We start from the raw sequence: 24,691 nt of genomic DNA on the forward strand, positions 1-24,691 counted from the left end.
TGGCAACCAGCCAGGGCACGGCCGAGTTCTTTCACCCGAACAAAACCGCACAGCCCGCCCACACCCCCGTGCAGCCAGCCCCCGCCCTGCACCCCGATACGAAGCCTCCCTGCACAATCCGGCTTCGGGGTGCTCCACGCCCCCAGCGCAATGTCGCCGCCAGGCGACGAGCAGCTTCTCACCCCCCGAGACACCCACCCGCCTTGTACCAAACCCGCTAAACTCGCCCACGCCACTGGTTCGCCAGGACGCAGCCAAGCTCTCCCGACGGCCGCGTCCTGACGAGGCAACAGGGAACCCGGTGCGATTCCGGGACTGCCCCGCAGCGGTATGTGGGAACGAAAGCTGTCACCGCGAACGCGGTAAAGCACTGGGCGCCCCGCCCGGGAAGCGACAGCCGGTAGGCACGAGCGGTACGCCCACGAGTCCGAATACCTGCCACTGGCACGCACGCCGACGGCGTGCGTGAGTCCGGGCCTCGCGGGACAAGGCGCGACCGAAGCACGGTGTTTTCGCGTGCCCGGGCTCTTCCGGCGAGCACGTGAGGATGCATGCTGTGAACACGATCGGCACCACGATTCTCGGCTACCCGCGAATCGGCCCGTCCCGGGAGCTGAAACGGGCGTTGGAGTCCTACTGGGCGGGAAAGAGCGCCGAGGAAGACCTGCTGACCACCGGGCGGCAGCTGCGCGAACAGACCTGGACCACCCTGCGCGACCAGGGCCTCGACTCGATCCCGTCCGGCACTTTTTCGCTCTACGACCAGGTATTGGACACCGCCGCGCTGTTCGGCGCGCTGCCGGAGCGCTTCACCCGGCTCGGGCTGTCGCCGCTGGACACCTCCTTCGCCGCCGCGCGCGGGGTACCGGACGCGCCCGCGCTCGAAATGACGAAGTGGTTCGACACCAACTACCACTACCTCGTCCCGGAGCTGGGCCCGGATTCCCGATTCTCGCTCACCGGCACCGCGCCGGTCGACGAGGTCCGCGAGGCTCGCGCGCTCGGCATCACGCCGCGTCCGGTGCTCGTCGGACCGGTCACTTTCCTGCTGCTGTCGAAATCGACCCAGCCCGGGTTCGAACCGCTGGAACTGCTGGACGAACTGCTGCCCGCGTACGCCGGACTTCTGGGCAAGCTGGCCGACGAGGGCGTCGAGTGGGTCCAGCTGGACGAACCGGCATTCGCCGCGGACCGGACGACACCGGAGTTCAACGCGCTCACTCGCGCGTATCACGTGCTGGCCAAGGAAAAGCACCGGCCGAAGCTGCTGGTGGCCGGGTATTTCGGCGGCCTCGGCCGGGCACTGGGCGTCCTGGCCCGCTCCCCCGTCGAGGCGGTGGCCGTCGACCTGGTGACCGATGAGTCCTTTGTGGATCAAGTCGCGGCGGAAGGAGCCTTGCGAGACAAGGAGGTCCTCGCCGGTGTCGTGGACGGGCGGAATGTCTGGCGCACGGATCCAGGCGTCGCACTGTCCCGCGCGGCGCGCTTGAAGGACGCCGCGGCACACGTGAGCGTGTCGACGTCGTGCTCGCTGCTGCATGTGCCCTACGACGTGGAAGCGGAGACAGATCTCGACCCGCGGCTGAAGAGCTGGCTCGCCTTCGCGCGGCAGAAGGTCGACGAGGTCGTCCTGCTCGGCCGGGCGCTGCGCGGCGAAGACGTCGACCTCGGTCCGGCACGGGCCGCAGTCGCCGACCGGGCCGGAGCCGCCGAGCTGAGCGACGCCGACGTCCGGGCCCGCGTCGCGGCACTCCGACCAGAGGACACCGTCCGCGCACCCTACGCGGAACGGGCCGCGGCACAACAGAAATCCCTGAACCTGCCACCCCTGCCGACCACCACGATCGGCTCCTTCCCGCAAACCGGCGAGGTGCGCCGAGCCCGAGCCGCACACCGCGCGGGCAAGCTCGGCGACGGCGCGTACCGCGACGCGATGCGCACCGAGATCGAGCGCGTCGTGCGGTTGCAGGAAGACCTCGGCCTCGACGTCCTCGTGCACGGCGAGCCCGAGCGCAACGACATGGTCCAGTACTTCGCCGAACAGCTGACCGGCTTCGCGGCGACGGCCCTCGGCTGGGTCCAGTCGTACGGATCCCGGTGCGTGCGGCCGCCGATCCTGTTCGGCGATGTCTCCCGGCCGAAACCGATGACCGTGGACTGGGCGCGCTACGCGCAAAGCCGCACCGACCGTCCGGTGAAGGGCATGCTGACCGGCCCGGTCACCATCCTGGCGTGGTCGTTCGTCCGCGACGACCAGCCGCTGGCCGACACCGCACGCCAGGTCGCGCTGGCCGTCCGGGACGAGGTCGCGGACCTGGAGGAGGCCGGGATCCGCATCGTGCAGGTCGACGAACCCGCGTTGCGCGAACTGCTGCCGCTGCGCGCGGCGGACCGCGAGGCGTACTTCGGCTGGGCAGTGCCCGCGTTCCGGCTGGCCACCTCGGGCGTCGCGGAAACGACGCAGATCCACACGCACATGTGCTACTCGGAATTCGGCGACGTGCTGCCCGCGATCGACGCCCTCGACGCCGACGTCACCAGCATCGAGGCAGCCCGCTCGAAGATGGAAGTGCTCGCCGATCTGAACGAAGCGGGCTTCGGCCGCGGCGTCGGGCCCGGGGTGTACGACATCCACTCGCCGCGCGTGCCGGACCGGGACGAGGTGGCCGGCCTGGTGCGCACGGCGCTCGGCGCGGTTCCGGCGGAGCGGTTGTGGATCAACCCGGACTGCGGCCTCAAGACCCGCGGTTACGCCGAGGTCGAACCGGCGCTGCGGCATCTGGTCGGCGCGGCCCGGGAACTGCGCGCCGAACCTCGCTGACCCGCACCGGTGCCGGGCAGCGCGGCGCGCTGCCCGGCACCGGTCCGAGGATCACCCGAACGGCAGCCCGCGAGGTATTGTCATCGCGTCAATAACAGGGGACCGTGGAGGCGGCCGATACCCGTGCCGGGAGGTGGTCGCCATGGCGGACGTGACCGGAAAGACGAGACTCCCGACGGCGGGCGGCGCGCTCGGCAAGGTCGCCAACGCCGGGAGCGACGGCGTCACGCGGCTGTCGGAAAACCTGCGCGGGAAAATGCCGCCGCTGACCGCGATCCCGTTGCCGCGCAAGGTCGACGAACGCTGGCTCGGCGCGCGCTGGCCGGTCCGCGAACTCGCGGCTCCCCCGGCGGGCAGCGGCCTGGAACCGGTGCTCGGCGACGACGGGCCGCCGCTGATCGGCCACACGCTCGACGGGATGCGCTTCGGCCTCGACTTCAGCCTGCACCGCTTCGAACAGTTCGGCCCGGTGTCGTGGATGGGCGTGTTCGGCCAGCGGATCGTGACGCTCTCCGGGCCCGAGGCCACCCAGGCCGCGCTCGTCAACAAGGACAAGGCGTTTTCCCAGGAGGGCTGGAAGTTCTTCATCGAGCGGTTCTTCGAACGCGGGCTGATGCTGCTCGATTTCGGCGAGCACCGCCTGCACCGGCGGATCATGCAGGAGGCGTTCACCCGCGACCGGCTCCGCGGCTACGTCGCGCAGATGGGTCCGGCGCTGCGCGAAGGAGTCGCCGCGCTGCCGTCCGGCCGGCCCCGGCTGTACTGGGCGTTCAAACAGCTGACGCTGGACGTCGCGACGCAGGTTTTCATGGGCATGCGCTCCGCCTCCGACGCCGAGCGCATCAATCGCGCGTTCGTGGCCGCTGTGCGCGCCGGTACCGCCGTGGTGCGTTATCCGGTGCCTGGCGGTCGCTGGGCCGCGGGTTTGCGCGGCAGGCGGACGCTGGAGCGCTATTTCGGCGAGAACCTGACGGCCAAGCGCGAGGCGGACGGCGACGACCTGTTCTCCGCGCTCTGCCACGCGGTTTCCGAGGACGGCGACCGGTTCAGCGACGCCGACATCGTCAACCACATGATCTTCCTGATGATGGCCGCGCACGACACGACCACCATCACCGCCAGCGCGATGGCCTACTACCTCGCCAAACACCCCGAATGGCAGAACCGCGCCCGGGAGGAGTCGCTGCGCCTCGGCGACGACCTGCCGGACCTCGAAGCACTGGAAAGCCTCGAAACGCTGGATCTGGTGATGAAGGAGGCGCTGCGGCTGCGCGCGCCGGTGCCGTCGCTGGCGCGAAAGACCACAAAGGACACTGCCGTCCTCGGCCATTACCTGCCGGAAGGCACGATGGTCGCCGTGTCGCCGACGCTGAACCACTACTCCCCCGAGCACTGGACCGAGCCGCGGCGCTTCGACCCCGAGCGGTTCGGCCCGGACCGCCGAGAGGACAAATCGCACCGGTTCGCGTGGATGCCCTTCGGCGGCGGCGCGCACAAGTGCATCGGGCTGCAGTTCGGCGGCCTGGAGGTGAAAGCGCTCCTGCACGAGCTGCTGCGGGCGCACCGCTGGTCGGTGCCCGAGGACTACGTCGCCAAGTGGGACTACGTCTCGCTTCCGGTGCCCGCCGACGGACTGCCGGCCCGGCTGGCCTATCGTTGACGGCCGCCGAGCGGGACAGAAAGGTCGACAGCTGGAGACAAAACCGCAGTACAAGCCACCTTCGTGTACTCAAGGTGACTTGATGTCACCAGTTGTGTCGTGCCCATCACTCGTTCAGCCGGTAGACACCCTGTTTGGTCCGTGATGCCGTGGCATCACTTGCGGCCAACTCGTACCCAGTGTGGGTCTTCGGATCCTCCGCACCGGGCCTGAGCTGGTCTTTGTCCGCGTATGAAGAGGTGGAGTGTGCCGGAGCCTGGTGCCATGCCAGGGTTGGTCGACGTCGCGCGCAAGTACGCGGCGGCGCTGACCGACACCAACGGAGTAACGCTCCCTCCCGCCGAGGTGGAGCGGCTCCTGCTCGACTTCGCCGGCGAGGTCGCCGCGCGTCCCGAGGACGCGGGCGCCACGCGCCGGTTCACCGCGCTCTTCTCCTCCGCGCCGCTGGGCATCGCGCTCACCGACCCGGACGGGACCGTCGTCGAAGCGAACGGCGCGCTGGCCCGGTTGCTCGGCACGTCGACGACCGCGTTGCGGGACAAGCACATCGCGGATCTCGCCGCCGGTCCGCAGGACGCCGAACGGCTGCGCGCCGCGCTTGAGGGCCTGCCGCTCACCGCCGACGCGCGCCGGACCGTCCAGAGCGTGCAGCTCGGCCACAGCCGCGACGGCGAACTCACCACGAACGTCACGCTCGCCGCACTGCCCGGCGACCGTCCGGGCACGTACTTCCCGGTGGTCATGGCCGCCGATGACGACGACCTGCACCTGCTCGGCGAACGGCTGCGCCACCAGAACCTGCACGACCCGCTGACCGGACTGCCCAACAGCGCCGCGTTCACCGCCCAGCTGGAGCTCGCGCTCGGCTCGGGCGGCTCCGACGAGATCGCCTTGCTGTACCTGGACATCGACGGGTTCAAGGTGATCAACGACGGACTCGGCGCCGGCATGGCCGACCAGGTGCTGAAGGCGATCTCGCGGAAGCTGAAGGCGGTGTTCGCCGGCCAGCACGACGGCTACGTCGCGCGGCTGTCCGGCGACGGCTTCGCGGTGCTGCTGCGCGGCCCGGAGCTGACCGCGCAGGAGACGGTCGTGCTGGCCGACCGGGTGCTGGAGGAGTTCAGCGAGCCGGTGTACGTCGGCGAGCACGGCATCGGCGTCAGCGCGAGCATCGGGATCGTCGTGCGCCCGGCGAACGAAGGCAGCCACGGCGATCTGCTGCGCGCGGCCGAGCTGGCGCTGCACCGCGCCAAGGAGGCGGGCAAGGCGCAGTGGATGCTGTTCGACCCGCAGCTCGACGCACGGGACCGCAGCCGCTACCAGCTCGGCGCGGTGATCGCCGGTGCGCTGGAGAACGGCGAGTTCTCGCTGATCTACCAGCCGACGGTCAAACTCGCGAAGCCGGACGAGATCGCCGCGGTGAACGCCGGACTGCTCTGGAGCCACCCCGAACGCGGCGAACTCGGCCCCGAGGAGTTCTACCCGCTCGCCCAGACCACCGGAATGACCGTGCCGCTCGGCAAATGGCTGCTGCAGGAATCGCTCGGCGCGACCGCGCGCTGGCGCGAGCAGTACGGCCCCGCCGCGCCGGACGTCTGCATCCGGCTGCCGAAGCGGCTGGCCATCGACCAGGACCTGGTGCTGCTGGTCAAGGACCAGCTCGACCGGCACCGCCTGCCCGCGCGAGCGCTGCGGCTGTGCATCGACCGCGCGTCGATGTTCGACGGCGAGGGCGAGGTGCTGGACTCGTTCACCGTGCTCGCCGACCTCGGCGCGCAGCTCGTGCTCACCATCTCCGGATCGTCCGACCTTGAGCTGATCCCGCGCTACCAGCTCCCGGTCAAGCACGTCATCCTGAGCGGCCCGGTCGTCGACGCACTGGCCGGCCCCGACCCCGCCGAGACCGACGTGCGGCATCTGTCGCAGCTGGTCACGCGGGCGAAGGAACTGGGGCTGCGGATCGGCGCGGAGGGCGTGCGCGACGACGCTCATGCCGGACGCCTCCGGGAACAGGGCGTGCTGGCGGCGCGGGGTTCGTTCGTGGCGGAGTCCGCGACCGGCGACGAGGTCGACGAAATGATCGCCCGGCACGCCAGCTGACCCATCCGCCGCCTGCCCGGCTCCGAACTACTGGGCACGACGACCTTTTCCTGGAAGGACCCCTCCGCGATGCAGCCCGGCGACCTCGCCCCCGATTTCACCCTCCCCGACGACCAGGGCGCCGAACGCACCCTGTCGGCCCTGCTCGCCGACGGCCCGGTCGTGCTGTTCTTCTACCCGGCCGCGATGACGAGCGGCTGCACCGCGGAAAGCTGCCACTTCCGGGACCTGGCCGCGGAATTCGCCGAGGCGGGCGCCCAGCGGGTCGGCATCAGCCCGGACGCCGTCGGCAAGCAGCGCGAGTTCTCCGCGAAGCACGGTTTCGACTACCCGCTGCTGTCCGATGTGGACGGCACGGTGGCGAAGCAGTTCGGCGTGTGGCGCAAAATCCTGCCCCTGCACACGAAACGGCAGACGTTCGTGATCGGGACGGACCGGCGGGTGCTGGACGTGATCAAGAGCGAACTGAACTTCACGACGCATGCTGACCGGGCGTTGCAGGTGCTTCGGGAGCGCGCGGACGCCTGAGCACCCCAGCTCGCGGAGCGAAAGCCACGCGCCTGTCCGCCAGCCGGTGCTCCGCGTCGCCCTGGCGAGCGCCGCTACCGCGAACCCGCCACACACCGCGCTATCGAGAAAACCCCGATGCGGCACTGGGCGCACGCAATGCGCCCCATGCGGCAGTGGGCGCGAGCGACGCACCCAATGCGGCGTTCGGTGCGTCAGACGCATCCCAATGCGGCACTGGGCGCATTGGCCGAAGCGGCGCGCAGCGCCTCCGCGGAGAGTGGCGGAAAGTCGGCGGCACGCGGTTTCTCCTCCCAACCGCCGCGCCGGGCGCGTGAACGTCCGTGAGGGGAACCCTGAGGGAATCTGATTCCCTCAGGGTTCCCCTCACGGACTTCTGCCGGAAGCAGCGGCAGAACGCCTACCCGGCCCGCTCAAGCCGCCACACCACATTCACCCCGCTGCAGGCCGACGGAAGCCTCCCCTCGGCTTTCTCCTCCCCCGCCCGCGCGAACCCCAGCCGCTCCGGAACCGCGCCGCTGCGGACGTTCCGCGCATCGTGCTTGATCAGCACCTGCGAAGCGCCCAACCGCCAGGCCAGCGCGACCAGCAGGGCGCTCGCCCGGGTCACATACCCCTTGCCGGTCTGGCTCTTCGCCAGCCAGTACCCGATCTCCCACCCGTCCTCGCGACGCATCAGCCCGCAACTGCCCGCCAGCTCGGCATCCGGGGTATAGATCGCGTAGTTGTACTCCTCGCCGCTCTCCCACTGCGCGGCCGCGCGCGCCAAGAACTCGTCCCCCTTGGCCTGGTCGTAGCCGTCGATCGCCCAGGGCATCCAAGCGGCCAGATGGTCCAGGGATCCCACGACGGTCTCCACCTGCACGTCGCGATGGTCCGGGCGCCAGCGAACGAGGGTGACCACACCGTCGGCGAGAGTGTCCATGCGAGCCATCCTGACAGCAGAAACGGCGGCAGGCTCGCGAATTTCGCGAAGCCCGCCGCCGTCCGGCCCACTGTCAGTTCATCACGACGTCCGGCGGCACCTCAGTGTCGTTCTTCAGCGCGTCGAACAGCTGCGCGGACTTCTTCTTGTCCCAGTGCTGCGCCGAAGCGTCGGTGATCGGCATCGTCGTGGTCGTGACGCCGTCGGACGAGATGCCGCGCATCGCGATCGCCAGGCCGGCCAGGTTGTGCACGTGGTCGCCGGTGTCCATGGTCAGCGCGTCCGGCGCGGAGCCGAGCAGCGGGAAGAAGTCGAACGGGTTCAGCAGCGTCCCGGGACTCGCCACCTGGCTCACCAGCGCGCCGATGAACTTCCGCTGGTTCGCGACCCGGTCGAGGTCCGAGCGCGGCGTCGCCTCGGCGTGCCGCATCCGGACGAAGCCGAGCGCCGAGCGTCCGTCGAGCTTCTGGCAGCCCGCCTTGATGTCGATGCCGGTCATCGGGTCGTTCATGTCCTTGTCGATGCACATGTCGACCCCGCCGATCGCGTCGACGATGTTCGCGAAGCCGCCGAACCCGATCTCCGCGTAGTGGTCCATGCGCAGGCCGGTGGCCTGCTCGACCGTCTGGACCAGCAGTTTCGGCCCGCCGAGCGCGAACGCGGAGTTGATCTTGCCCGTGCTGTGGCCGGGGATCTTCACCTGCGAGTCGCGCGGCAGGCTCAGCAGCGTCGGCTTCGTCGAGTTGTCCGGCAGGTGCGCGATCATGATCGTGTCGGTGCGCTGGCCGCCCGCCTCGCCCTCGTCGCCGGTGGCCAGCCGCTCCTCGTCCTGCGCGGTCAGGCCCTGGCGGCTGTCCGAGCCGACGATCAGCCAGTTCGTGCCGGACGCGGCGGCCGGGCGCCCGGAGTAGTCGCCGATCGCGTCCACCCGGTTGATGCTGAACTCCAGATACGCCCAGATCGCGCCGACGAACAGCACGACCACGATCAGCAGCGTCATCAGGATCTTGCCGACGCTCCATCGGCGGCGACGGCGCGGCCGCGGCTGCCGGCCCCCGTACTCCGGCGGGTCCTGCCTCGGCGGGGCGGGCGGCGGAGCCGGGGCCTCGCCGCGCGAGCCCATCGGCCGGGTGCGGGCGTCGTAGGGACTCTGCCCTCTCCCCGGCAGCGGCAGCATCTGCGCCCGCTGCTGCTGGCGCGGGCGTGCGGGGGGCTGCGGTGGCCTGGGCGGCATCCGCCGCCTGCCGTCGTCGCCTCCGTACGTCATGGCCTGTCTCCCCGATCCGGTGGGTGTGGCCGCGCAGGATCCTGCACGGTCCTCCTGCGGTGGACGTGCGGGACCCTACGCGGGTTGTCCCGGCGGGGTGCGGCGGCCTCAGCGCGGGTCGGCGAACCCGAACTGGTGGACCTTCAGATGCCCCGACCGGAACCCGGCCTCGGAGTAGGCGAGGTAGAACTCCCACATCCGCCGGAACACGTCGTCGAACCCGAAGCCGCGGATGTCGTCCCAGCGCTGCTGGAAGCGGTCCCGCCACAGCTTGAGCGTGCGGGCGTAGTCCTGGCCGAACTCGCGCATCCCGGCCAGCTTCAGCCGGGTGTTGTCCCGCATCCCGTCCTCGATCGCCTGCACCGACGGGATGATGCCGCCGGGGAAGACGTACTTGTGGATCCACGTGTAGGACCTGGCCGAGGCCAGCATCCGGTCGTGGTCCATGGTGATCGCCTGGAGGCCGAACTGCCCGCCGGGGCGCAAGCGCTTGCCGATCGTGGAGAAGAACGTCGGCCAGTAGGACGCGCCGACCGCCTCGATCATCTCCACGCTGACCACCGAGTCGTACTCGCCGGTGGCCTCGCGGTAGTCGCACAGCCGCACGTCGACGCGGTCGGACAGGCCGGCTTCGGCGATCCGCGCGTCGGCGAGCGCCTTCTGCTCCTGCGAAATGGTCAGCGACGTGACCTTCGCGCCGCGCGAGGCCGCGCGGATGGACAGTTCACCCCATCCGGTGCCGATCTCCAGCACCTCGCTGCCTTGGCGCACGCCGGCGTAGTCGAGCACGCTGTCGAGCTTGCGGTGCTGCGCCCGGGTGAGCGTGTCCCCGGGCCCGAACAGCGCCGAGGAGTACATCATCGACTCGTCCAGGAACGCGCTGAACAGGTCGTTCGACAGGTCGTAGTGGCGGTGGATGTTCGACCGCGCGCCCTCGATCGTGTTCTCTTCCGCGGAGGGCTGCATGCGCTCGGCGAACCGGCGGAACCGCTGCAGGAAGGGCGGCACGAGCGTGGCGAGCCGCTCGGCGAACGGCGTGAGGACGCCTGCCAGGTCGTCCGCGGTCCAGTCGCCGACCAGGTATGCCTCGCCGAAGCCGATCTTCGCGTCGGCTCCGAGCCGGTGGAAGAACGCCGAGGGCCGGTGGATGCGCATCTCCGGCGCGTCCGGGCCGCCCGCGCCGAGCACCGTGCCGTCCGGGAACGACACCCGCACGTCCAGCGTTTTCACCGCGTGCCGGAACAGCGCCTCGGCCGCGCGCGCCCGCAACGGCGAATGCGGCGGCTCGGCGAGACCGGGCCATCGGGATTCGTCGGGCACCGGCTGCGAGACCACCGTCGGATCGACTCGTGACGTGGACAAGACACTCCCTCCGAACGGGCTTTCGAGCCCTTCCCCATGATATTCCCGCTTCGTCCCCGCTGCCCTCGCGACCGGGCCGCGCCCTCCGGTTACCCCGGAATGCGCAACCGGTCGCCGGAAGGGCGGGACCAGGCCTGACGAAGAGTCTCGTCCGTCTCGCCCACTCCGATCCGGTCCAGTGTGAAAGCACACATCAGCCGGGTCCAGACCGCGGGACGGCGGACCATCGAGTGCCCCTCGCCCGCGATCTCGAACCGCGCGACCAGGTCGGTGACCTCGCGGGCGCGCGCGGCGAAGGCGTAGGACTCGGCGGGCGAGGTCATCCGGTCGCGGGTGCCGTGCGCGATCAGCACCGCGCGGCCCGCCACGGCGTCCACCGGCTCGCCCTGCGGCGTCCACGGAGCCATCGCGCACACCCCGGTCACCGCCGGATCGTCGGCGACGCGCAGCGCGACCCGGCCGCCCATCGAATGGCCGACGAGGACCACGGGCAGCCCGGGATGGCCGGCGCGGATCTGCTCCAGGGCCCATCGGGCGTCCGGCACCGGGCTTTCCGCCCGCCCGTTCCAGCCGTACAGCCGGTTCCGCATCAGCCGGACTTCCAGGCCGTGCCGTTTTCCGGCGCGATGCAGCGAGCGGGCCAGCGGCACCATCCGCTGGTACGCCAATCGCCACGGCCGGACGGCCGCCGTGCTGCGTTCGGCCCCGCCGTGCAGCACGAGCGCCACCGCGCGGGTCTGCCCGGGGGCCCGCCACACCCGCACGGCCGGCTCCGCCCGGCCGCTTTGCCGCTTCCCGTTCACCGGAACCCCCGTTTCGATCAACTCCACGGTAATCCACCACGAAGCGTGTCCACCCGATAGATTCGGTGCCCGGACCCGTGAGGAAGGGCAGGTGTGGTGAGCGCCACGGATCTCGTGAAGAGCACTTCGGACCAGCTTGCGGCGGCCGCGGAGGCCAATGCCGCGCAGGTGTCCGCCGCCGCCGATCTGCTGCTGGGGGTGATCCGGGCCGACGCGCTGGTCTTCACCGCGGGCGCCGGGCACTCGCTCGCCGCGGTCGCCGAGACGTTCTACCGCGCGGGCGGGCTCGCCTGCGTGTATCCGGTGTACCACCCGGAACTGCTGCCGCTGCACGGCGCGCGGCAGAGCACGCGGACCGAGCGCCGTTCCGGGCTCGCCGAGGAGGTGCTGGCCGAACGCGCGCCGGGACCGGACGACGTGCTGGTCGTGTTTTCCACCTCCGGGGTGAATCCGTACCCGGTCGAACTGGCCGCCGGGGCGCGCCGCCGGGGCGCCTCGGTGATCGCCGTGACGTCGCGGGCGTGCGTGGCCGCCGCGCCGCGCCGGTCCGCCACGACGCTGGCCGAGGAAGGCACGGTGGTGCTGGATTCGCTGGTGATTCCCGGCGATGCCAGCTATCCGGCGTCCGCGCCGAGGACCGGCCCGCTGTCCACTGTGGTCAATGCGTTTCTGTGGAACTTGATCCTGGCCGAGGTGCATGACCGGGGTGCCGCCGAGGGGCTCGACGTTCCGTTGTGGCGCAGCTCCAATGTGGAGGGTGGCGACGCGGCGAACGCGGCGCTGCTGGCCAAGTACGGGCCCCGGGTGCCTGCCCTGCGCTGAGGAGCTCGGGAGTGTTGATCACGGTTCTCACCGTGATCAACACTCCCGAGCCCCCTACGCCGCGGCAGGTTCCTCCGCGAACTGCGTGTGGTACAGCTCCGCGTACCGCCCCTCCCGCTCCAGCAGTTCTTCGTGCGTCCCGCGCTCCACGATGTCCCCGTTTTCCACCACCAGGATCAGATCCGCCGCCCGCACGGTCGACAGCCGGTGCGCGATCACCAGCGACGTCCGGCCTTCCAGCGCGCCGGTGAGCGCTTCGCCCACGGCGGCCTCGGATTCCGAGTCCAGGTGCGCGGTCGCCTCGTCCAGCACCACGACCTTCGGCTGCGCCAGCAGCAATCGCGCGATGGTGAGCCGCTGCCGTTCGCCGCCGGAGAGCCGGTAGCCGCGTTCGCCGACGGTCGTGTCCAGTCCGTCCGGCAGCGAATGCACCAGCGCGCCCAGCCGCGCCTTCTCCAGCGCGGCCCAGATCTCGTCGTCGGCGACGTCCGGGCGCGCGTAGCTCAGGTTGGCGCGGATCGTGTCGTGGAACAGGTGCCCGTCCTGGGTCACCACGCCGACGGTTCCGCGCAGCGAACCGAAACTCAGGTCCTTGACGTCCACATCGGACAGCCGGACCGAGCCGGCGTCCACGTCGTAGAGCCGCGGCAGCAGCGAAGCGATCGTCGACTTGCCCGCACCGGACGAACCGACCAGCGCGACCATCTGCCCGGCTTCGGCTCGGAAGCTGATGCCGTGCAGCACCTCCTCGCCGCCCCGGCTGTCCAAAGTGGCCACGTCCTCCAGCGAGGCGAGCGAGAACTTGTCCGCCGCCGGGTACCCGAACTTCACGTCGGAGAACTCGACCGAAACCCCGCCCTCGGGCAGCTTCTCCGGCTCGGCGGGCTCCTTGATCATCGGTTCCAGGTCCAGCACCTCGAAGACCCGCTCGAACGACACCAGCGCGGTCATCACGTCCACGCGCACGTTCGCGAGCGCGGTCAGCGGCGTGTACAGCCGGGTCAGCAGCAGCGCCAGCGCCACCACGGTGCCCGGTTCGAGCTTGCCGGTGAGCGCCAGGTAGCCGCCGAGGCCGTAGACCAGCGCCTGGGCGAGCGCGGACACGAGCGTCAGGCTCGTCATGAACCAGCGCGTCAGCATCGCGGTGCGGACGCCGATGTCGCGCACCCGTCCGGCGCGCTGCCCGAAGTCGGCGACCTCCTGGCGCGGCCGCCCGAAGAGCTTCACCAGCGTGGCGCCCGGCGCGGAGAACCGTTCGGTCATCTGCGTGGTCATCCCGGCGTTGAGCTGCGCGGCCTCGCGCTGCAGTCCGGCCATGCGGCGGCCGAGCCGCCGGGCGGGCAGTACGAAAATCGGCAACAGCACCAGGGCGACGAGGGTGACCTGCCACGAGAGCGACATCATCACCACGAGCGACAGCACCAGCTGGATCACGTTGGTGACCAAACCGGACAAAGTCGCGGTGAAGGTGCGCTGCGCGCCGATCACGTCGTTGTTGAGCCTGCTGACCAGCGCACCGGTGCGGGTGCGGGTGAAGAACGCGATCGGCAGCTTCTGCACGTGCTCGAACACCGCCACGCGCAGGTCGTAGATGATCCCCTCGCCGATCCGCGCCGACTGCCTGCGTTCGGCGAGGCCGAACCCGGCGTCGAGGATCGCGAGCACCGCGATCACCACCGACAGCCAGACGACCACGTTCAGCTCGTGCCCGCCGACGATCGCGTCGACCACCTTGCCCGCGAGCACCGGCGTCGTCACCGCCAGCACCGCCGAGATCACGGTGAGCACCAGGAAGGCCAGCAGCCGCTTCCAGTGCGGCCGGGCGAACCGCGCGACCCGGCGGACCGTGCCGCGGGTCAGCGCTTTCGGCTCGTCGCCCGCCCGCATCGCGGAGCTCAGCAGCGCCCAGGTGTTGTCCATCGGAAGGTCCCCCCAGTGGTAAAAACCTCTAGATTACTTGAACTTTTTTCCGGAGATGCCCTGCACAACACCGGGGCGACCGGCATTCTTCCCGAAGTCGGTGCAGGACTCCCCGAAAGACCCGGATTCCCTCAAGGAGTCCTTCACCGGCCGGGGGGCCAGCGCGGGCCACAGGCGGTGGGATCCGGCGCGGCCCGGCTCGGTAGCCTGGCGTTTCGGGTCGGCGAGCCGGGGAGGAAACGCGGGTGCAACTGCTGATGGCCCCTGCGCGCGCCGAGGCGGCCCATCCGGTGCGCGTCGCCGCCTGGGATCTCGTCTTCTATCTCGGCTGCTTCGCCTTCGCGCTCGGCACCGCGCTCGCTTCGGAGTTCTACGGCTACCGGATCTGGGGCGATTTCGCCGTCGCCGGATACGGATTGGCCGCCGCGCACAGCGCCTGGCTGACGATTTCCGCGCGCCGCGGAAGGCAAACTAACGGCAAATTCGGCTCGCGCTGGATCGGCATCGGGGCGGTGGTCGTGCTCGCGATGTGCGCGCCGCTGCTCATGCTCGTGGTCCGGCGGCTGACCGGAACCGACTGGCTGATCACCCCGTTCTCCTGGGCCGCGCAACCCGAGGTGTGGGTGATCGAACGCAGCGCGGACCTGTTGCTGCGGAACGGAACCCCGTACATCGACATCGCCGCGCTCCACCGCGCACCGGAAGTGAACGACTACACGCCGTACGGCCCGGTGATGACCGTTTTCGGGCTGCCGCGCGCGTTGTTCGGCGGCAGTCCAGTCCTCAATGCACTGACCGACGCGCGCTGGATGTTCGCGCTGGCCGCGGCGATCTGCGCGTACGCGTCGTGGCGGCTGCTGAACCGGCCCCGGGTCCCGGTTTTCGCCGCACAGCTCGCGATCGCCTGTCCGCTGACCGCGCTGACCTGGGCGGTGGCCGGACCGGACCTCGCGATCGTGGGCCTGCTCGTGCTGACGTTCGCGCTGGCCGCCTCCGGCCGTCCAGGATGGACCGGGTTCGTGCTGGCGCTGGTGATCAGTGCGAAACTCATCGTCGCGCCTGCCGCCGCGGTGCTCGCGGTATTCGTTTACCGGCGTGCTCGCGGCGAAAATCCTTGGGCGGCACCAGGTCGCTTCGCGGGTGCGCTGGCCGCGACGACGATCGCGCTGCATCTTCCGGTGTATCTGGCGAACCCGGCGGCGTTCACCGAGCACGTGATCCGGTTCCCGCTCGGCATAGGGGCGGTCCGCTCCCCCGCGGCGAGCCCGCTGCCCGGGCATCTGATCGCACAGGCCGGGCCGGCCGGCACCGTGGTTTCCCTGGTGCTGGTGGGTCTCGCGGCGGTGGCGATGCTGATCTGGCTGGCGCGCCGGCCCCCCGCGACGGGATCCGCTGCACTGACGCGAACCGCCGTCGGACTCGGCGCGTTGATCCTGCTTACCCCGGCCACCCGGTACGGCTACCTCGTGTACCCGCTGGTACTCCTCGGCGCCGCGCTGACCTTCCGGACAACCGGTCCGACCGTGCGCCCCCCGCGCAGCGGCCGCGCTGACGCTACTTCTTCTTGACTCGCGTGGCCCCGCCGCGCCCCCGCAGCTGGACCCCGGACTCCGACAGCACCCGGTGGACGAACCCGTAGGACCGTCCAGTGGATTCGGCCAGCGCCCGGATGCTCGAGCCCTTCTCGTATTTCTTCTTCAGGTCAGCGGCCAGCTTGTCGCGCGTGTTGCCGGTGATCCGCGCGCCTTTCTTGAGATCAGCCACGTCGATCGCCTTCCCGCCGAGTGGTTGTTCCGGGCCATTCGCGGCCCCTGCCGGGGCAATGATCGAACACTACGCGCCGGATTGCCAGACGACAGCCGTAAAACGATCGAAACCGCGATCACATTGGGCCATTCCAGTGCCGTGCCCGACACGGTAAGCACCCGAACGGACGCACTCGGTCAGGCAAGCTGGACAAGTTCCAGATACTCCGCGGACCAGTGGTCCTCGGTTCCGTCCGGAAGCAGGATCACGCGCTCGGGTTCGAGCGCCTCGACCGCGCCCGGGTCGTGCGTCACCAGCACGACCGCGCCGGCGAAGCTGCGCAGCGCGTCGAGCACCTGGGCACGGCTGGCCGGGTCCAGGTTGTTCGTCGGTTCGTCCAGCAGCAGCACATTGGCTTGGCTGGACACGAGTCCAGCGAGCGCGAGCCGGGTCTTCTCGCCGCCGGACAGGGTTCCGGCGGGCTGGTCCAGCTGTTCCCCGGTGAAGAGGAACGAGCCGAGCAGGTTCCGCAGCTCCTGCGCGCCGGTGTCCGGCGCGAGATGGCGGATGTTTTCCCACACCGACGCTTCGTGGTCGAGCGTTTCGTGTTCCTGTGCGTAATAGCCCAAACGCAATCCGTGACCCGGTTCGACAGCGCCGGTGTCCGGCGTTTCCATTCCGCCGAGCAGCCGGAGCAATGTCGTCTTTCCGGCTCCGTTCAATCCGAGCACCACGACCTTCGAGCCGCGGTCGATCGCCAGATCGACGCCGGTGAAGATCTCAAGCGAACCGTACGACTTGGACAGTCCGTCGGCGGTCAGCGGCGTGCGCCCGCACGAGGCCGGGTCCGGGAACTTGATCCGGGCGACCTTGTCCGCCTGGCGCGTCTCGTCCAGCGAGGAGAGCATCTGCTCCGCACGCCGGGCCATGTTCTTGGCCGCGACGGCCTTGGTCGCCTTCGCGCCGAGCTTCGCGGCCTGCGCCTGCAGCGCGGACGCCTTCTTCTCGGCGTTCGCGCGCTCGCGGCGGCGGCGCTTCTCGTCGGTGGCGCGCGCGTCGAGGTAGCGCTGCCAGCTCATGTTGTAGATGTCGATCTCGCCGCGCGTGGCGTCGAGGAACCACACCTTGTTCACGACGTCGCCGAGCAGTTCGACGTCGTGGCTGATCACCACGAGCCCGCCGTCGTGCTGCTTGAGGAAGCCGCGCAGCCAGTTGATCGAATCGGCGTCGAGGTGGTTGGTCGGCTCGTCCAGCAGCAGGATCGTCTCGGATTTGCCGCCCGCGCCCGCCTCGGCGGCGGCGAACAGGATCCGTGCCAGCTCGACGCGGCGGCGCTGGCCGCCGGACAGCGTGCTGAGCGTCTGGGACAGGATGCGGTCGGCGAGGCCGAGGTTCGAGCAGATCCGCGCCGCCTCGCTCTCCGCGGCGTACCCGCCGAGCGAGGAGAACCGCTCTTCGAGCCGCGCGTAGCGGTTGATCGCCTTGTCCCGCTGCTTGTCGTCGACAAGCTCGGACATCGCGGTCTGCGCCTTTTCCATGTCGCGCAGCAGGGTGTCGAGCCCGCGCGCGGACAGCACGCGGTCCTTCGCGGTGACCGACAGGTCGCCCTCGCGCGGGTCCTGCGGCAGATAGCCGAGTTCGCCGCTGCGCCGGACGTCGCCGGCGTGCGGTTCGCCCTCGCCCGCGAGGACCTTCAGCGAGGTGGTCTTGCCCGCGCCGTTGCGGCCGACGAGGCCGATGCGGTCGCCGGACTGGATGCGGAGGGTGGCGCCGTTGAGCAGGATGCGCGAACCGGCGCGCAGCTCAAGGCCAGTAGCCGTGATCAAGAGAACTCCCGGAGACGGGGGTGGTCAGATGGACGTGCTGAAGCGCCCCGGCACCGCGTGCGATGCGGGGCGGGCGGCTACTCTCTCTGAATCCACACCAATGCCCGGATGACCACGAACCCAGTGTACGGGTCGGCGTCGAACGGTTTTCGCGGCCGTGTCCGGATTCACTCGCGCCCTGCTGTTCGATCCCTCACCACCAGCTCGACGGCACGCGCTCGCTGCGCGGCTTCGGCCGGCACCTGGTGCAGCGGTTCGGCCCGGTCGAACAGCTTCCCCAGCCGCCGGCCGAGCACCGCAGCGTCCACTTCGGACAGTCTGGACGGCAGGGCTTCGCGTCCCGGGCGGCTGAATGCGGTGCGGCCCGCGCCTGGCCTTCGCGGCGGCGGGCGAACGAGCCGTTCGGACGGGAGTTCCCCCGCCGGTGGCCTGCCCTGCCGGAAGCGACGCGGGGCCGCCGCGCAGTGCGGCGGCCCCGCATCGTTTCAGGCCAGCTGAGGCCGCACCGGCCCCGTGGTCACCGTCTTGTGCGCGTCCGCCGGACGCCCGGCCGGCACGTACCCGTTGACGTGCAGCGAAACGCTGCGGAGGGAACCGGTGTCGCCGCCCGCGGTGTCGACGACCTTGAACGTCCACGTGCCGTCCGCCGAAGCGCCCGGCTGACCCTGCGGCGCGACCGGCCGGTAGGCGCCGGTGTACGGCGCGTCCGCGGACCCGGCCGTGCTGAACAGCTTGGTCACGGAATCGTCGAACACCACCTGGCAGAGGTTGTTGCCGCTGCCGCCGCTCTTCTGGAACAGCGTCGCTGTCGCGCCGGACGGCGAGGTCAGCGTGCCGACCAGATCGTTGACGTAGGTGTGGTCGATGCCGACCGTGGTCGCCTTCTCCGCCGTGGTGCAGGTGGTGCCGTCGATCGAAAGCGACACCTTCGACGCGGGACCGACGCCGCTCACCACGAGCGGAACCGACGCGCCGAGCGGCGAGTTGTCCGGGATCGCGACCGCCGGACCGGCGTAGGCGAACGCCTGCGAAACCGGCGACGGCGTGCCGACCGGCAGCGAGAACGTGCTGCTGCGCGGCGAGTACGAGCCCGCGAAACTCACCTTCGCGTTGAGCACCACCGGCGAGCCGAGCTGCTGGCTGGCCGGGATCGTGACGGTGAAGTCGTTGATTCCGGTCTGTCCCGGGCTGATCGTGCCGTACGACTTCGCCCGCGGCTCGATCGTGACGCCCTGGGTCGGCGAAGTGAGCACAACGCTCGTGGACACCGCCGTGCCGTCGCCGGTGTTCTTCACCGGCAGCGTGACCGTCGCGGTGTCACCGGGGTTGAGCGTGCTGCCGCCGTTGGGGCCGCGGACCGTCGGCTGTCCCGCCTCCGCGTACGGCTGCGGGCTCGCTCCGGTATACGCAAGCACCTTGTCCGCCAGCAACACTCCGGCACCGGTGAGGTTGTCCGTGCCGGGTGCTTCGATGTCCACCGCGGTCTTGAGGAACGCCTCGCGAATGTCCGAAGAGGACAGTCCGGGGTTGCCGGACAGCACCAGGCTCGCGATCGCGGCCGCGTGCGGCGCGGCCGCCGAGGTGCCGAAGAACGGGTCGAACCCGCTCACCGACGTGTGCACGCCGTCCGCCGCGGTGATTTCCGGCTTCTGCCGGACCTCTCCCCCGGTCGACGAGACGTCGCCCGGCGTGATCGGCGTTCCGTCGGCTTCGTAGAACACGCGCCGCGGACCGTCCGAACTGAACCGTTCCGCCTTGCTGGCCGCGGAATACGCCGCCGGATACGGTCCGGCCGGGTTCGCCGGGTCGCCCGGTTCGAGCGGCCGTCCGAACGCCGCCTCGGCCGGTGCCGCGGCGACCGCGAACGCCTTGCGCGCCGCGGCGTGGCCCACGACCGCGCCGGGCGTGGAGTACGCCTTGAGCCCGTCCGCGGAATCGCGGAACCGGCTGCCGAACGCAGTCAGCGAGAGATATCGCCCGGCCCCGGAGAACTTCACCACGGCGAGCCGCAGCCCGGTGCCGCCGAAAAGCGGGGTGGCCAGCTGCTCGTACGGGTCCTGGGTGCCGTTCTGGACGTCCTGGCTGAAGCTCACGACGTTGCCGCGCGCGTCGAGGAGGTAGAGGTCGTAGTCGTCCGCGGCCGCGCCGAGCGGGTCGGACCAGTGCAGCGTCACCGGGATGCTGGCCGACGACGCGTCCGAGATCGGCTCGAACACCTGCGTTCCGGCTGCGCCCGCGAAGTTGTGCGCGGTGCCGGCGAACTTGCCGATCGAGATTCCCGAATCGACGAAGTCGCCCTCCCAGTGCGCCGCGGTGCCGTCGGCGACATTGCCTTCATTGCCCGCAGAGGAGAAATAGAGCGCGCCGTCGGCCGTCACATCGTTCACCGCTTGCGCGATGATCCAGTCCTGGAACGGGGATTCCTTGAAGTAAATGACGTCGTCGACGATGACGTCGCAATGTGCTTCGAAACGGAGCTTGCGGATGTTGTCGGCGAAACTCGCGTCGGAGGTGAACGCTGTCGCAAACCCGAGCTTGGCGTTCGGCGCGAGGTCGTGGATGATCTCCAGCATCGCGGTGCCCTCGTCGCCGCTGCCGGCTTGTCCAGTCAGGACATCGACCGCCGGAAGCTCGCCCTTGGTGCGGGAAACTTCCAGGGAGTCGACCCCATCGGACAGTGCGCACGCCTTCACGCCGGTGCCGGTCACGCCGAACTGCTGACGCGCCGTGTCCGCGTTGTGCGCCCGGTCGCCCGCGCTGACCACCTGCGTTTTGGTTCCGATCGCTTCCTTGAGCTGCCGGTCGATTCGATCGGCCTTCTGCTGCTTGGTTTCCGTGCCGTTCTTGTTTTCCCGCTGCCGCGCCGTCATCGCCTGATCCGCGGTTTCGACGTGCTTCACGTCGCCGCGTTGCGCGATCTCCGGCAATGCGGCCAACGGCACGTCGGCCCGGATGCTCGCCGCCGTGCTCGACACCGCACGCACCTCGGCCCCGGCCTTGCGCAGGTCGTTGACGAGCCCGTCGCTGACCTTCGTGACCCGGATGTCGACCAGCGCCTTGTCCGCGGTCTTGGCGATTCCCGGCAATGCGGCCGCGCTCAGGGTCCGCGTGCGCATCTTCTCCTGGACGAGCAACTTGCTGTCTATTTTGGACTCAGCCGCGGTCTGTCCTGCTTTCACCGCTTGCAATGCGGCGATCTGACTGTTCGCCGTGGAATCCACAGCAGACTCCTGCGCGGTTGCCATGGGCGGTGTCGCCAGCCCGGCGGCAAGCACCGCCGCGGCGACCACGCCCGTCCGTCTTCTCGCGGTTCTTGTCGAGGCTCCAGGTGAACGGGTACGACGCACGTGCGCCTCCGATCTCACACCGCGTGCCCCGACTCACGCTGGCCAACGCCGGTGATCACCGGCTGAATCCAGCTAAGTACCACTTCTGTCCGGGAAAAACGGCCGTTGGAGTGACGTTGGTCAGGCAATATCCGTTGCCAGCCGGACGTCGTAGGCCGTTCGGCGGAGCTGCCGCCGCCCCCGCATGTCCCGATTGGTCGTCCGTGAGGGTTCCCCTCACGACCCGTGGCTGCATCGCGTTGCGCCGCGCAACCCGACCCGCCCCTCGACCGGTTGCCGGAAAGCCCCGGGCGCGACCCCCAGCGTCACGAACCCCACACTCTCGTACAGCCGGATCGCGTGGACATTGGTCTCCACCACCGCGTTGAACTGAATCGCCGCGAAACCCGTCCGCCGGGCCCAAGCGATCAGGTCCGCCACCAGGGCCCGCCCGACGCCCGAGCCGCGTGCGTCCCGGGACACCATCAGGCTTCCCGAAGCGACATGGCTGCCCGGACCCGGCCGGTTGGCGTACATGTTCGCAGTGCCCGGCACCCGGTCGCCGTCGACCGCGACGACCACCCGCGCCGGGGCGGGAACCAGCCACTGCCGACGGGCTTCGGAATCGCTCATGGCCGGGTCGTAGGGGAACGCCCGCTGTTCGGTCACCACGTCCCGGACGATCGGCCAGATCCCTGGCCAATCGCCGGTACCGGCTTCCCGGGTCGTCAACGGCACCCGTCCCCGCAACTTATTTACAACCTATTTACAGCACAAAGGAATCCGACCAAGGCTGGCTCGACCGGCCCGACAAAGCGTCCAGCAAGGTCACCGCCTGCTTGTCCGTCAGCGAAGCCACGAAGTCCACGACCGCGCGCCCCCGGGCAAGTCCGCGCACCTCGTCCGCGCCTTCGATTCGCTCCCCCGTCGCGCCCACGAGCAGCTCCGGCGCGATCCGGGCGAGGTCCGAGTACTCGCCGTGCGCCAGTTCCATCAGGTCGTGCAGCCGGCGCGGCAAGCGGGAAGCCTCGTCGCGGTCCAGGAGCCACGCGTCCAGCGCGTCAACCAGCGTCGTGACCAGGCTGGCCTGGCCGCGCTGGTGCAGGGCGAGATCGGGGCGCAGCAACACGAACCGCCGGTGGACGAACTTCAGGACCTGCACCTCGTGCCACTGCGCGGGCCGCAGCGACACGTGGCCGGACCGCGTCGGAGGCGACGACAGGACGAAAACCCCGTCCACCAGCCGCGCCATCCAGTTCGCCGAAAACGCGGCCGTCGCTTGTTCGGCTTCGGTCGAGCCGTCGAAGCCGTCCGCGAGCAGACCGTCGACCAGTTCTCGTTGGACTCGGGCGACGGCCGCGGCGAAGGCGTCGTCGTCCACGATCCAGCTGTCCTTCAGGTGCATGCGACGGCGCATCCGCTCCAGGGAACGGCCTGGGCGGCGAATTTCCGCGGTCAGCCGGGCGTCGTCCAACGAAGCCAGCTCGACGGCGTGCGCCAGCCACTCCCCCAGTTCGGCGGCGACGGGGGCGTGTTGCAGGACGCCGATGCGGTGGAAGTCCTGCAGATCGTGAATCGCGTACGCGATGTCGTCGGCAGTGTCCATCACGGACGCTTCCACCGTCTGCTGCCAGGGCTCGATCCGTCCGGCGAACGGGGCCCGCGACTGCTCGAAGTCGTCCAGTTCCGTGACATACGCGGAAAACTTGCTCGCGCCGGTGCCGGGAGCGTCGTCCGGCTCGGCAGCACCGCGCGGAGGCAGCGGCATCGCGGTCGGATGCGGCTGCGGATAGTGCAGCCGCGCCCACGGGTACTTCAGGACCGCGGCGCGGACCGCGGTCGTCAGGTCCAGGCCGATGGCGGACGGACCGCGCACGTCCGTCGTCGTGAGGATGCGGAACGACTGCGCGTTGCCCTCGAAACCGTCGGCCAGGCCGAACCGGTGCCGCGCGATCCGGTCCAGGATCTGCTCGCCGAGATGCCCGAACGGCGGGTGCCCGAGGTCGTGCGCCAGCGCGGCGGCCTCGCACGCGTCCGGGTCGCAGCCGCCGAGTTTCGCCGCGAGTTCGGCGGACTCGCTCGATCCGGTGATCCGCTCCGCGATCCCGCGCGCGACCTGCGCGACCTTCAGGCTGTGCGTCAGCCGGTTGTGCAGCAGCCCGGCGCCGCCGGCGCTGACCACCTGGGTGACCCCGCCGAGCCGCGCGAAGAACGGCGACGCGGTGATCCGGTCGCGGTCGACGCGGAACGGGCTGGTCGCCAGATCGGTGAACCCGCCTGCCCCGTTCTCCGGGTCCCGGCGCGCTGCCCTCGGATCGGTCTCGTCCATGCGTCCCACCGTATCCGGCCGTCCGGCAGGATTGCGGGATGACCGACGTGCTGGTGGCGGGCGGCGGCCCGGCCGGACGGGCGCTGGCGGCCGCGTGCGCCCGGCGGGGGCTGGAAACGGCCGTGCTCGACCCCGATCCGCACCGGAAGTGGCCGAATACTTACGGACTGTGGGCAGACGAAGTGCCTGAGCTGCCGGGCAAAGCGATCGCCGCGGCTCCGGCGGCGACGCTGGCGTTCGGGACCCGCGAGCACCGCGTCGGCCGGGCGTACCGGGTGCTCGACAACGGCGGGCTGCGCGAGTGGCTCACCGAACCGAAAGTCCAGGTCGTCACGGGCAAGGTGACCGGCGCGGAACACGGTCCGCACGGTTCGACGGTCCTGCTCGCCGACGGTCGGCGCCTCGCGGCCGCCATGTTCGTCGATGCCTCAGGAGCGCCCAAGCTCCGCGGCCCGCGCGCCGAGCAGACCGCCTACGGGCTCGTGCTGCCCGCGGACCAGGCCGAACGGCTGGCCCCGCCCGGCACTGCTGTCTTCATGGACTGGCGCGACGGCACCGGCAGCTTCCGCTATCTGCTGCCCCTCGGCGACGGCTCCGTGCTGGTCGAAGAGACATCGCTGGCGCGCAGACCCGGGCTCCCGGTGTCCGAGCTGGCCCAGCGGCTGCACGCGCGGCTCAACGCGGCGGGAATCCGTCCGGCGGGCCGGGTCGAACAGGTGCGGATCGTGCTCGACGTCCCGCTGCCGAAGCGCGGACAGGCGGTGCCGTTCGGGGTCGCGGGCGCGCTCGTCCACCCGGCGACCGGCTACAGCCTCGCGACCGCACTGCAGCTCGCGCCTCGCGTCGCGGAGGCTCTCGCGGACGCGTTCGACGCAGGTCCGGCGGCCGCGGCCGGCGCCGCCCGGAAGGCATTGTGGCCGCCCGAAGCCCGTGCTGTGCATGCCTTGCGCCGCCACGGACTCCGTGCATTGTGCGGAATGTCACCTGGCCAGTCGGCGCAATTCTTCGACCTGTTCTTCAGCCTCCCGATCCCGGCGCAGCGCGCGTTCACCTCGGGCCGCGCCGACCTGCCCGGCACCGCCGCGACCATGGCGAACTTGTTCCGCGCGGCCCCGCCCCGCCTCCGGCGGCGGCTGCTCGGCTGACCACGTGCGGTGAATTTTCCCGCTTCCGATCGGAGGAAGGGAAAACCATTTTGTTACTCCGTTCCGGTGGCCGAAGTGCCGCGCTGGTGAACATCAGCTGACAACGGTTTC

The 24,691-nt window shown here is 70.3% G+C and carries 18 protein-coding genes, 1 pseudogene and 1 riboswitch; of the genes and pseudogenes, 7 read left to right on the forward strand and 12 right to left on the reverse strand.

The window, feature by feature from the left end; all coding sequences use genetic code 11:
* Positions 1 to 251: 251 nt before the first annotated feature.
* Positions 252 to 457, forward strand: a riboswitch (cobalamin riboswitch).
* A 90-nt stretch (positions 458 to 547) separates the two neighbouring features.
* The 4 genes from metE to BM362_RS21350 all read left to right on the forward strand — a co-directional run bounded on the left by metE (position 548) and on the right by BM362_RS21350 (position 7,109).
* Positions 548 to 2,821, forward strand: a complete 2,274-nt coding sequence (metE, locus tag BM362_RS21335; RefSeq protein WP_067579112.1) for a 5-methyltetrahydropteroyltriglutamate--homocysteine S-methyltransferase — start codon at positions 548 to 550, stop codon at positions 2,819 to 2,821.
* A 256-nt stretch (positions 2,822 to 3,077) separates the two neighbouring features.
* Positions 3,078 to 4,481, forward strand: a complete 1,404-nt coding sequence (locus BM362_RS21340) for a cytochrome P450 (RefSeq protein ID WP_093574483.1) — start codon at positions 3,078 to 3,080, stop codon at positions 4,479 to 4,481.
* A gap of 264 nt (positions 4,482 to 4,745) precedes the next feature.
* Positions 4,746 to 6,581: a diguanylate cyclase domain-containing protein gene (locus tag BM362_RS21345; RefSeq protein ID WP_167545380.1), complete on the forward strand. Its 1,836-nt coding sequence runs from the start codon at positions 4,746 to 4,748 to the stop codon at positions 6,579 to 6,581.
* Positions 6,582 to 6,650: 69 nt separating this feature from the next.
* The gene (locus tag BM362_RS21350) at positions 6,651 to 7,109 is read left to right on the forward strand and encodes a peroxiredoxin (RefSeq protein WP_067579116.1); all 459 of its coding nucleotides are present in this window, start codon (positions 6,651 to 6,653) and stop codon (positions 7,107 to 7,109) included.
* Positions 7,110 to 7,509: 400 nt separating this feature from the next.
* Here the strand turns inward: BM362_RS21350 and BM362_RS21355 are convergent, their stop codons facing one another.
* From BM362_RS21355 to BM362_RS21370, 4 genes are all read right to left on the reverse strand, one after another.
* The gene (locus tag BM362_RS21355) at positions 7,510 to 8,034 is read right to left on the reverse strand and encodes a GNAT family N-acetyltransferase (RefSeq protein ID WP_208865283.1); all 525 of its coding nucleotides are present in this window, start codon (positions 8,032 to 8,034) and stop codon (positions 7,510 to 7,512) included.
* Positions 8,035 to 8,107: 73 nt separating this feature from the next.
* Complete coding sequence (locus BM362_RS21360; RefSeq protein WP_067579120.1) at positions 8,108 to 9,301, reverse strand: LCP family protein; 1,194 nt, start codon at positions 9,299 to 9,301, stop codon at positions 8,108 to 8,110.
* 108 nt (positions 9,302 to 9,409) lie between these two features.
* Positions 9,410 to 10,663: an SAM-dependent methyltransferase gene (locus BM362_RS21365; protein ID WP_067579122.1), complete on the reverse strand. Its 1,254-nt coding sequence runs from the start codon at positions 10,661 to 10,663 to the stop codon at positions 9,410 to 9,412.
* 89 nt (positions 10,664 to 10,752) lie between these two features.
* Positions 10,753 to 11,493, reverse strand: coding sequence for an alpha/beta hydrolase (locus BM362_RS21370; protein ID WP_232791574.1), 741 nt, complete (start codon positions 11,491 to 11,493; stop codon positions 10,753 to 10,755).
* Positions 11,494 to 11,559: 66 nt separating this feature from the next.
* Between BM362_RS21370 and BM362_RS21375 the strand changes: the two genes are divergently transcribed.
* Positions 11,560 to 12,288: an SIS domain-containing protein gene (locus BM362_RS21375; RefSeq protein WP_067579124.1), complete on the forward strand. Its 729-nt coding sequence runs from the start codon at positions 11,560 to 11,562 to the stop codon at positions 12,286 to 12,288.
* A 54-nt stretch (positions 12,289 to 12,342) separates the two neighbouring features.
* Here BM362_RS21375 and BM362_RS21380 read toward each other — a convergent pair whose 3' ends face one another.
* Positions 12,343 to 14,208, reverse strand: coding sequence for an ABC transporter ATP-binding protein (locus tag BM362_RS21380; protein ID WP_067579126.1), 1,866 nt, complete (start codon positions 14,206 to 14,208; stop codon positions 12,343 to 12,345).
* Positions 14,209 to 14,465: 257 nt separating this feature from the next.
* On the opposite strand from BM362_RS21380, the gene BM362_RS21385 reads away from it, so the two are divergent.
* Positions 14,466 to 15,776, forward strand: coding sequence for a glycosyltransferase 87 family protein (locus tag BM362_RS21385; RefSeq protein WP_208865297.1), 1,311 nt, complete (start codon positions 14,466 to 14,468; stop codon positions 15,774 to 15,776).
* Here BM362_RS21385 and BM362_RS21390 read toward each other — a convergent pair.
* The 7 genes and pseudogenes from BM362_RS21390 to BM362_RS21410 form a co-directional block, all read right to left on the reverse strand.
* Entirely contained in the window at positions 15,763 to 15,972 is a 210-nt protein-coding gene (locus BM362_RS21390; protein ID WP_003071237.1) for a helix-turn-helix domain-containing protein, read from the reverse strand. The two genes, BM362_RS21385 and BM362_RS21390, sit on opposite strands and share 14 nt — an antisense overlap.
* 179 nt (positions 15,973 to 16,151) lie before the next feature.
* Complete coding sequence (locus BM362_RS50630; protein ID WP_425285725.1) at positions 16,152 to 17,126, reverse strand: ABC-F family ATP-binding cassette domain-containing protein; 975 nt, start codon at positions 17,124 to 17,126, stop codon at positions 16,152 to 16,154.
* A gap of 75 nt (positions 17,127 to 17,201) precedes the next feature.
* A pseudogene (locus tag BM362_RS50635) lies at positions 17,202 to 17,789 on the reverse strand (ATP-binding cassette domain-containing protein); the annotation flags it as partial.
* A gap of 158 nt (positions 17,790 to 17,947) precedes the next feature.
* Positions 17,948 to 18,088 (reverse strand): hypothetical protein, encoded by a 141-nt coding sequence (locus BM362_RS47560; protein WP_157904857.1) that lies wholly within the window; start codon positions 18,086 to 18,088, stop codon positions 17,948 to 17,950.
* 177 nt (positions 18,089 to 18,265) lie between these two features.
* The gene (locus BM362_RS21400) at positions 18,266 to 21,025 is read right to left on the reverse strand and encodes a S8 family serine peptidase (protein WP_167545394.1); all 2,760 of its coding nucleotides are present in this window, start codon (positions 21,023 to 21,025) and stop codon (positions 18,266 to 18,268) included.
* 318 nt (positions 21,026 to 21,343) lie between these two features.
* Positions 21,344 to 21,844 (reverse strand): GNAT family N-acetyltransferase, encoded by a 501-nt coding sequence (locus tag BM362_RS21405; protein WP_093574316.1) that lies wholly within the window; start codon positions 21,842 to 21,844, stop codon positions 21,344 to 21,346.
* A gap of 28 nt (positions 21,845 to 21,872) precedes the next feature.
* On the reverse strand, positions 21,873 to 23,435 hold the full coding sequence (locus BM362_RS21410) for a deoxyguanosinetriphosphate triphosphohydrolase family protein (protein WP_067579132.1): 1,563 nt from the start codon (positions 23,433 to 23,435) through the stop codon (positions 21,873 to 21,875).
* 38 nt (positions 23,436 to 23,473) lie between these two features.
* Here BM362_RS21410 and BM362_RS21415 point away from each other — a divergent pair, with 38 nt between their 5' ends.
* The gene (locus BM362_RS21415) at positions 23,474 to 24,580 is read left to right on the forward strand and encodes a lycopene cyclase family protein (protein WP_093574317.1); all 1,107 of its coding nucleotides are present in this window, start codon (positions 23,474 to 23,476) and stop codon (positions 24,578 to 24,580) included.
* The last annotated feature ends 111 nt before the right edge of the window (positions 24,581 to 24,691 follow it).

Origin of the sequence: Amycolatopsis rubida (assembly GCF_900115345.1) — a bacterium.
Classification (GTDB): Bacteria; Actinomycetota; Actinomycetes; order Mycobacteriales; family Pseudonocardiaceae; genus Amycolatopsis; species Amycolatopsis rubida.

Bases quoted from the DNA above. Each gene is read 5' to 3' on its own strand.
- BM362_RS21380 (WP_067579126.1), bottom strand. From the start codon at position 14,208: ATGGACAACACCTGGGCGCTGCTGAGCTCCGCGATGCGGGCGGGCGAC.
- BM362_RS21385 (WP_208865297.1), top strand. From the start codon at position 14,466: ATGGCCCCTGCGCGCGCCGAGGCGGCCCATCCGGTGCGCGTCGCCGCC.
- BM362_RS21350 (WP_067579116.1), top strand. From the start codon at position 6,651: ATGCAGCCCGGCGACCTCGCCCCCGATTTCACCCTCCCCGACGACCAG.
- metE (WP_067579112.1), top strand. From the start codon at position 548: ATGCATGCTGTGAACACGATCGGCACCACGATTCTCGGCTACCCGCGA.
- BM362_RS21410 (WP_067579132.1), bottom strand. From the start codon at position 23,435: ATGGACGAGACCGATCCGAGGGCAGCGCGCCGGGACCCGGAGAACGGG.
- BM362_RS21360 (WP_067579120.1), bottom strand. From the start codon at position 9,301: ATGACGTACGGAGGCGACGACGGCAGGCGGCGGATGCCGCCCAGGCCA.
- BM362_RS21345 (WP_167545380.1), top strand. From the start codon at position 4,746: ATGCCAGGGTTGGTCGACGTCGCGCGCAAGTACGCGGCGGCGCTGACC.
- BM362_RS21340 (WP_093574483.1), top strand. From the start codon at position 3,078: ATGCCGCCGCTGACCGCGATCCCGTTGCCGCGCAAGGTCGACGAACGC.
- BM362_RS21355 (WP_208865283.1), bottom strand. From the start codon at position 8,034: ATGGACACTCTCGCCGACGGTGTGGTCACCCTCGTTCGCTGGCGCCCG.
- BM362_RS21400 (WP_167545394.1), bottom strand. From the start codon at position 21,025: ATGGCAACCGCGCAGGAGTCTGCTGTGGATTCCACGGCGAACAGTCAG.
- BM362_RS21415 (WP_093574317.1), top strand. From the start codon at position 23,474: ATGACCGACGTGCTGGTGGCGGGCGGCGGCCCGGCCGGACGGGCGCTG.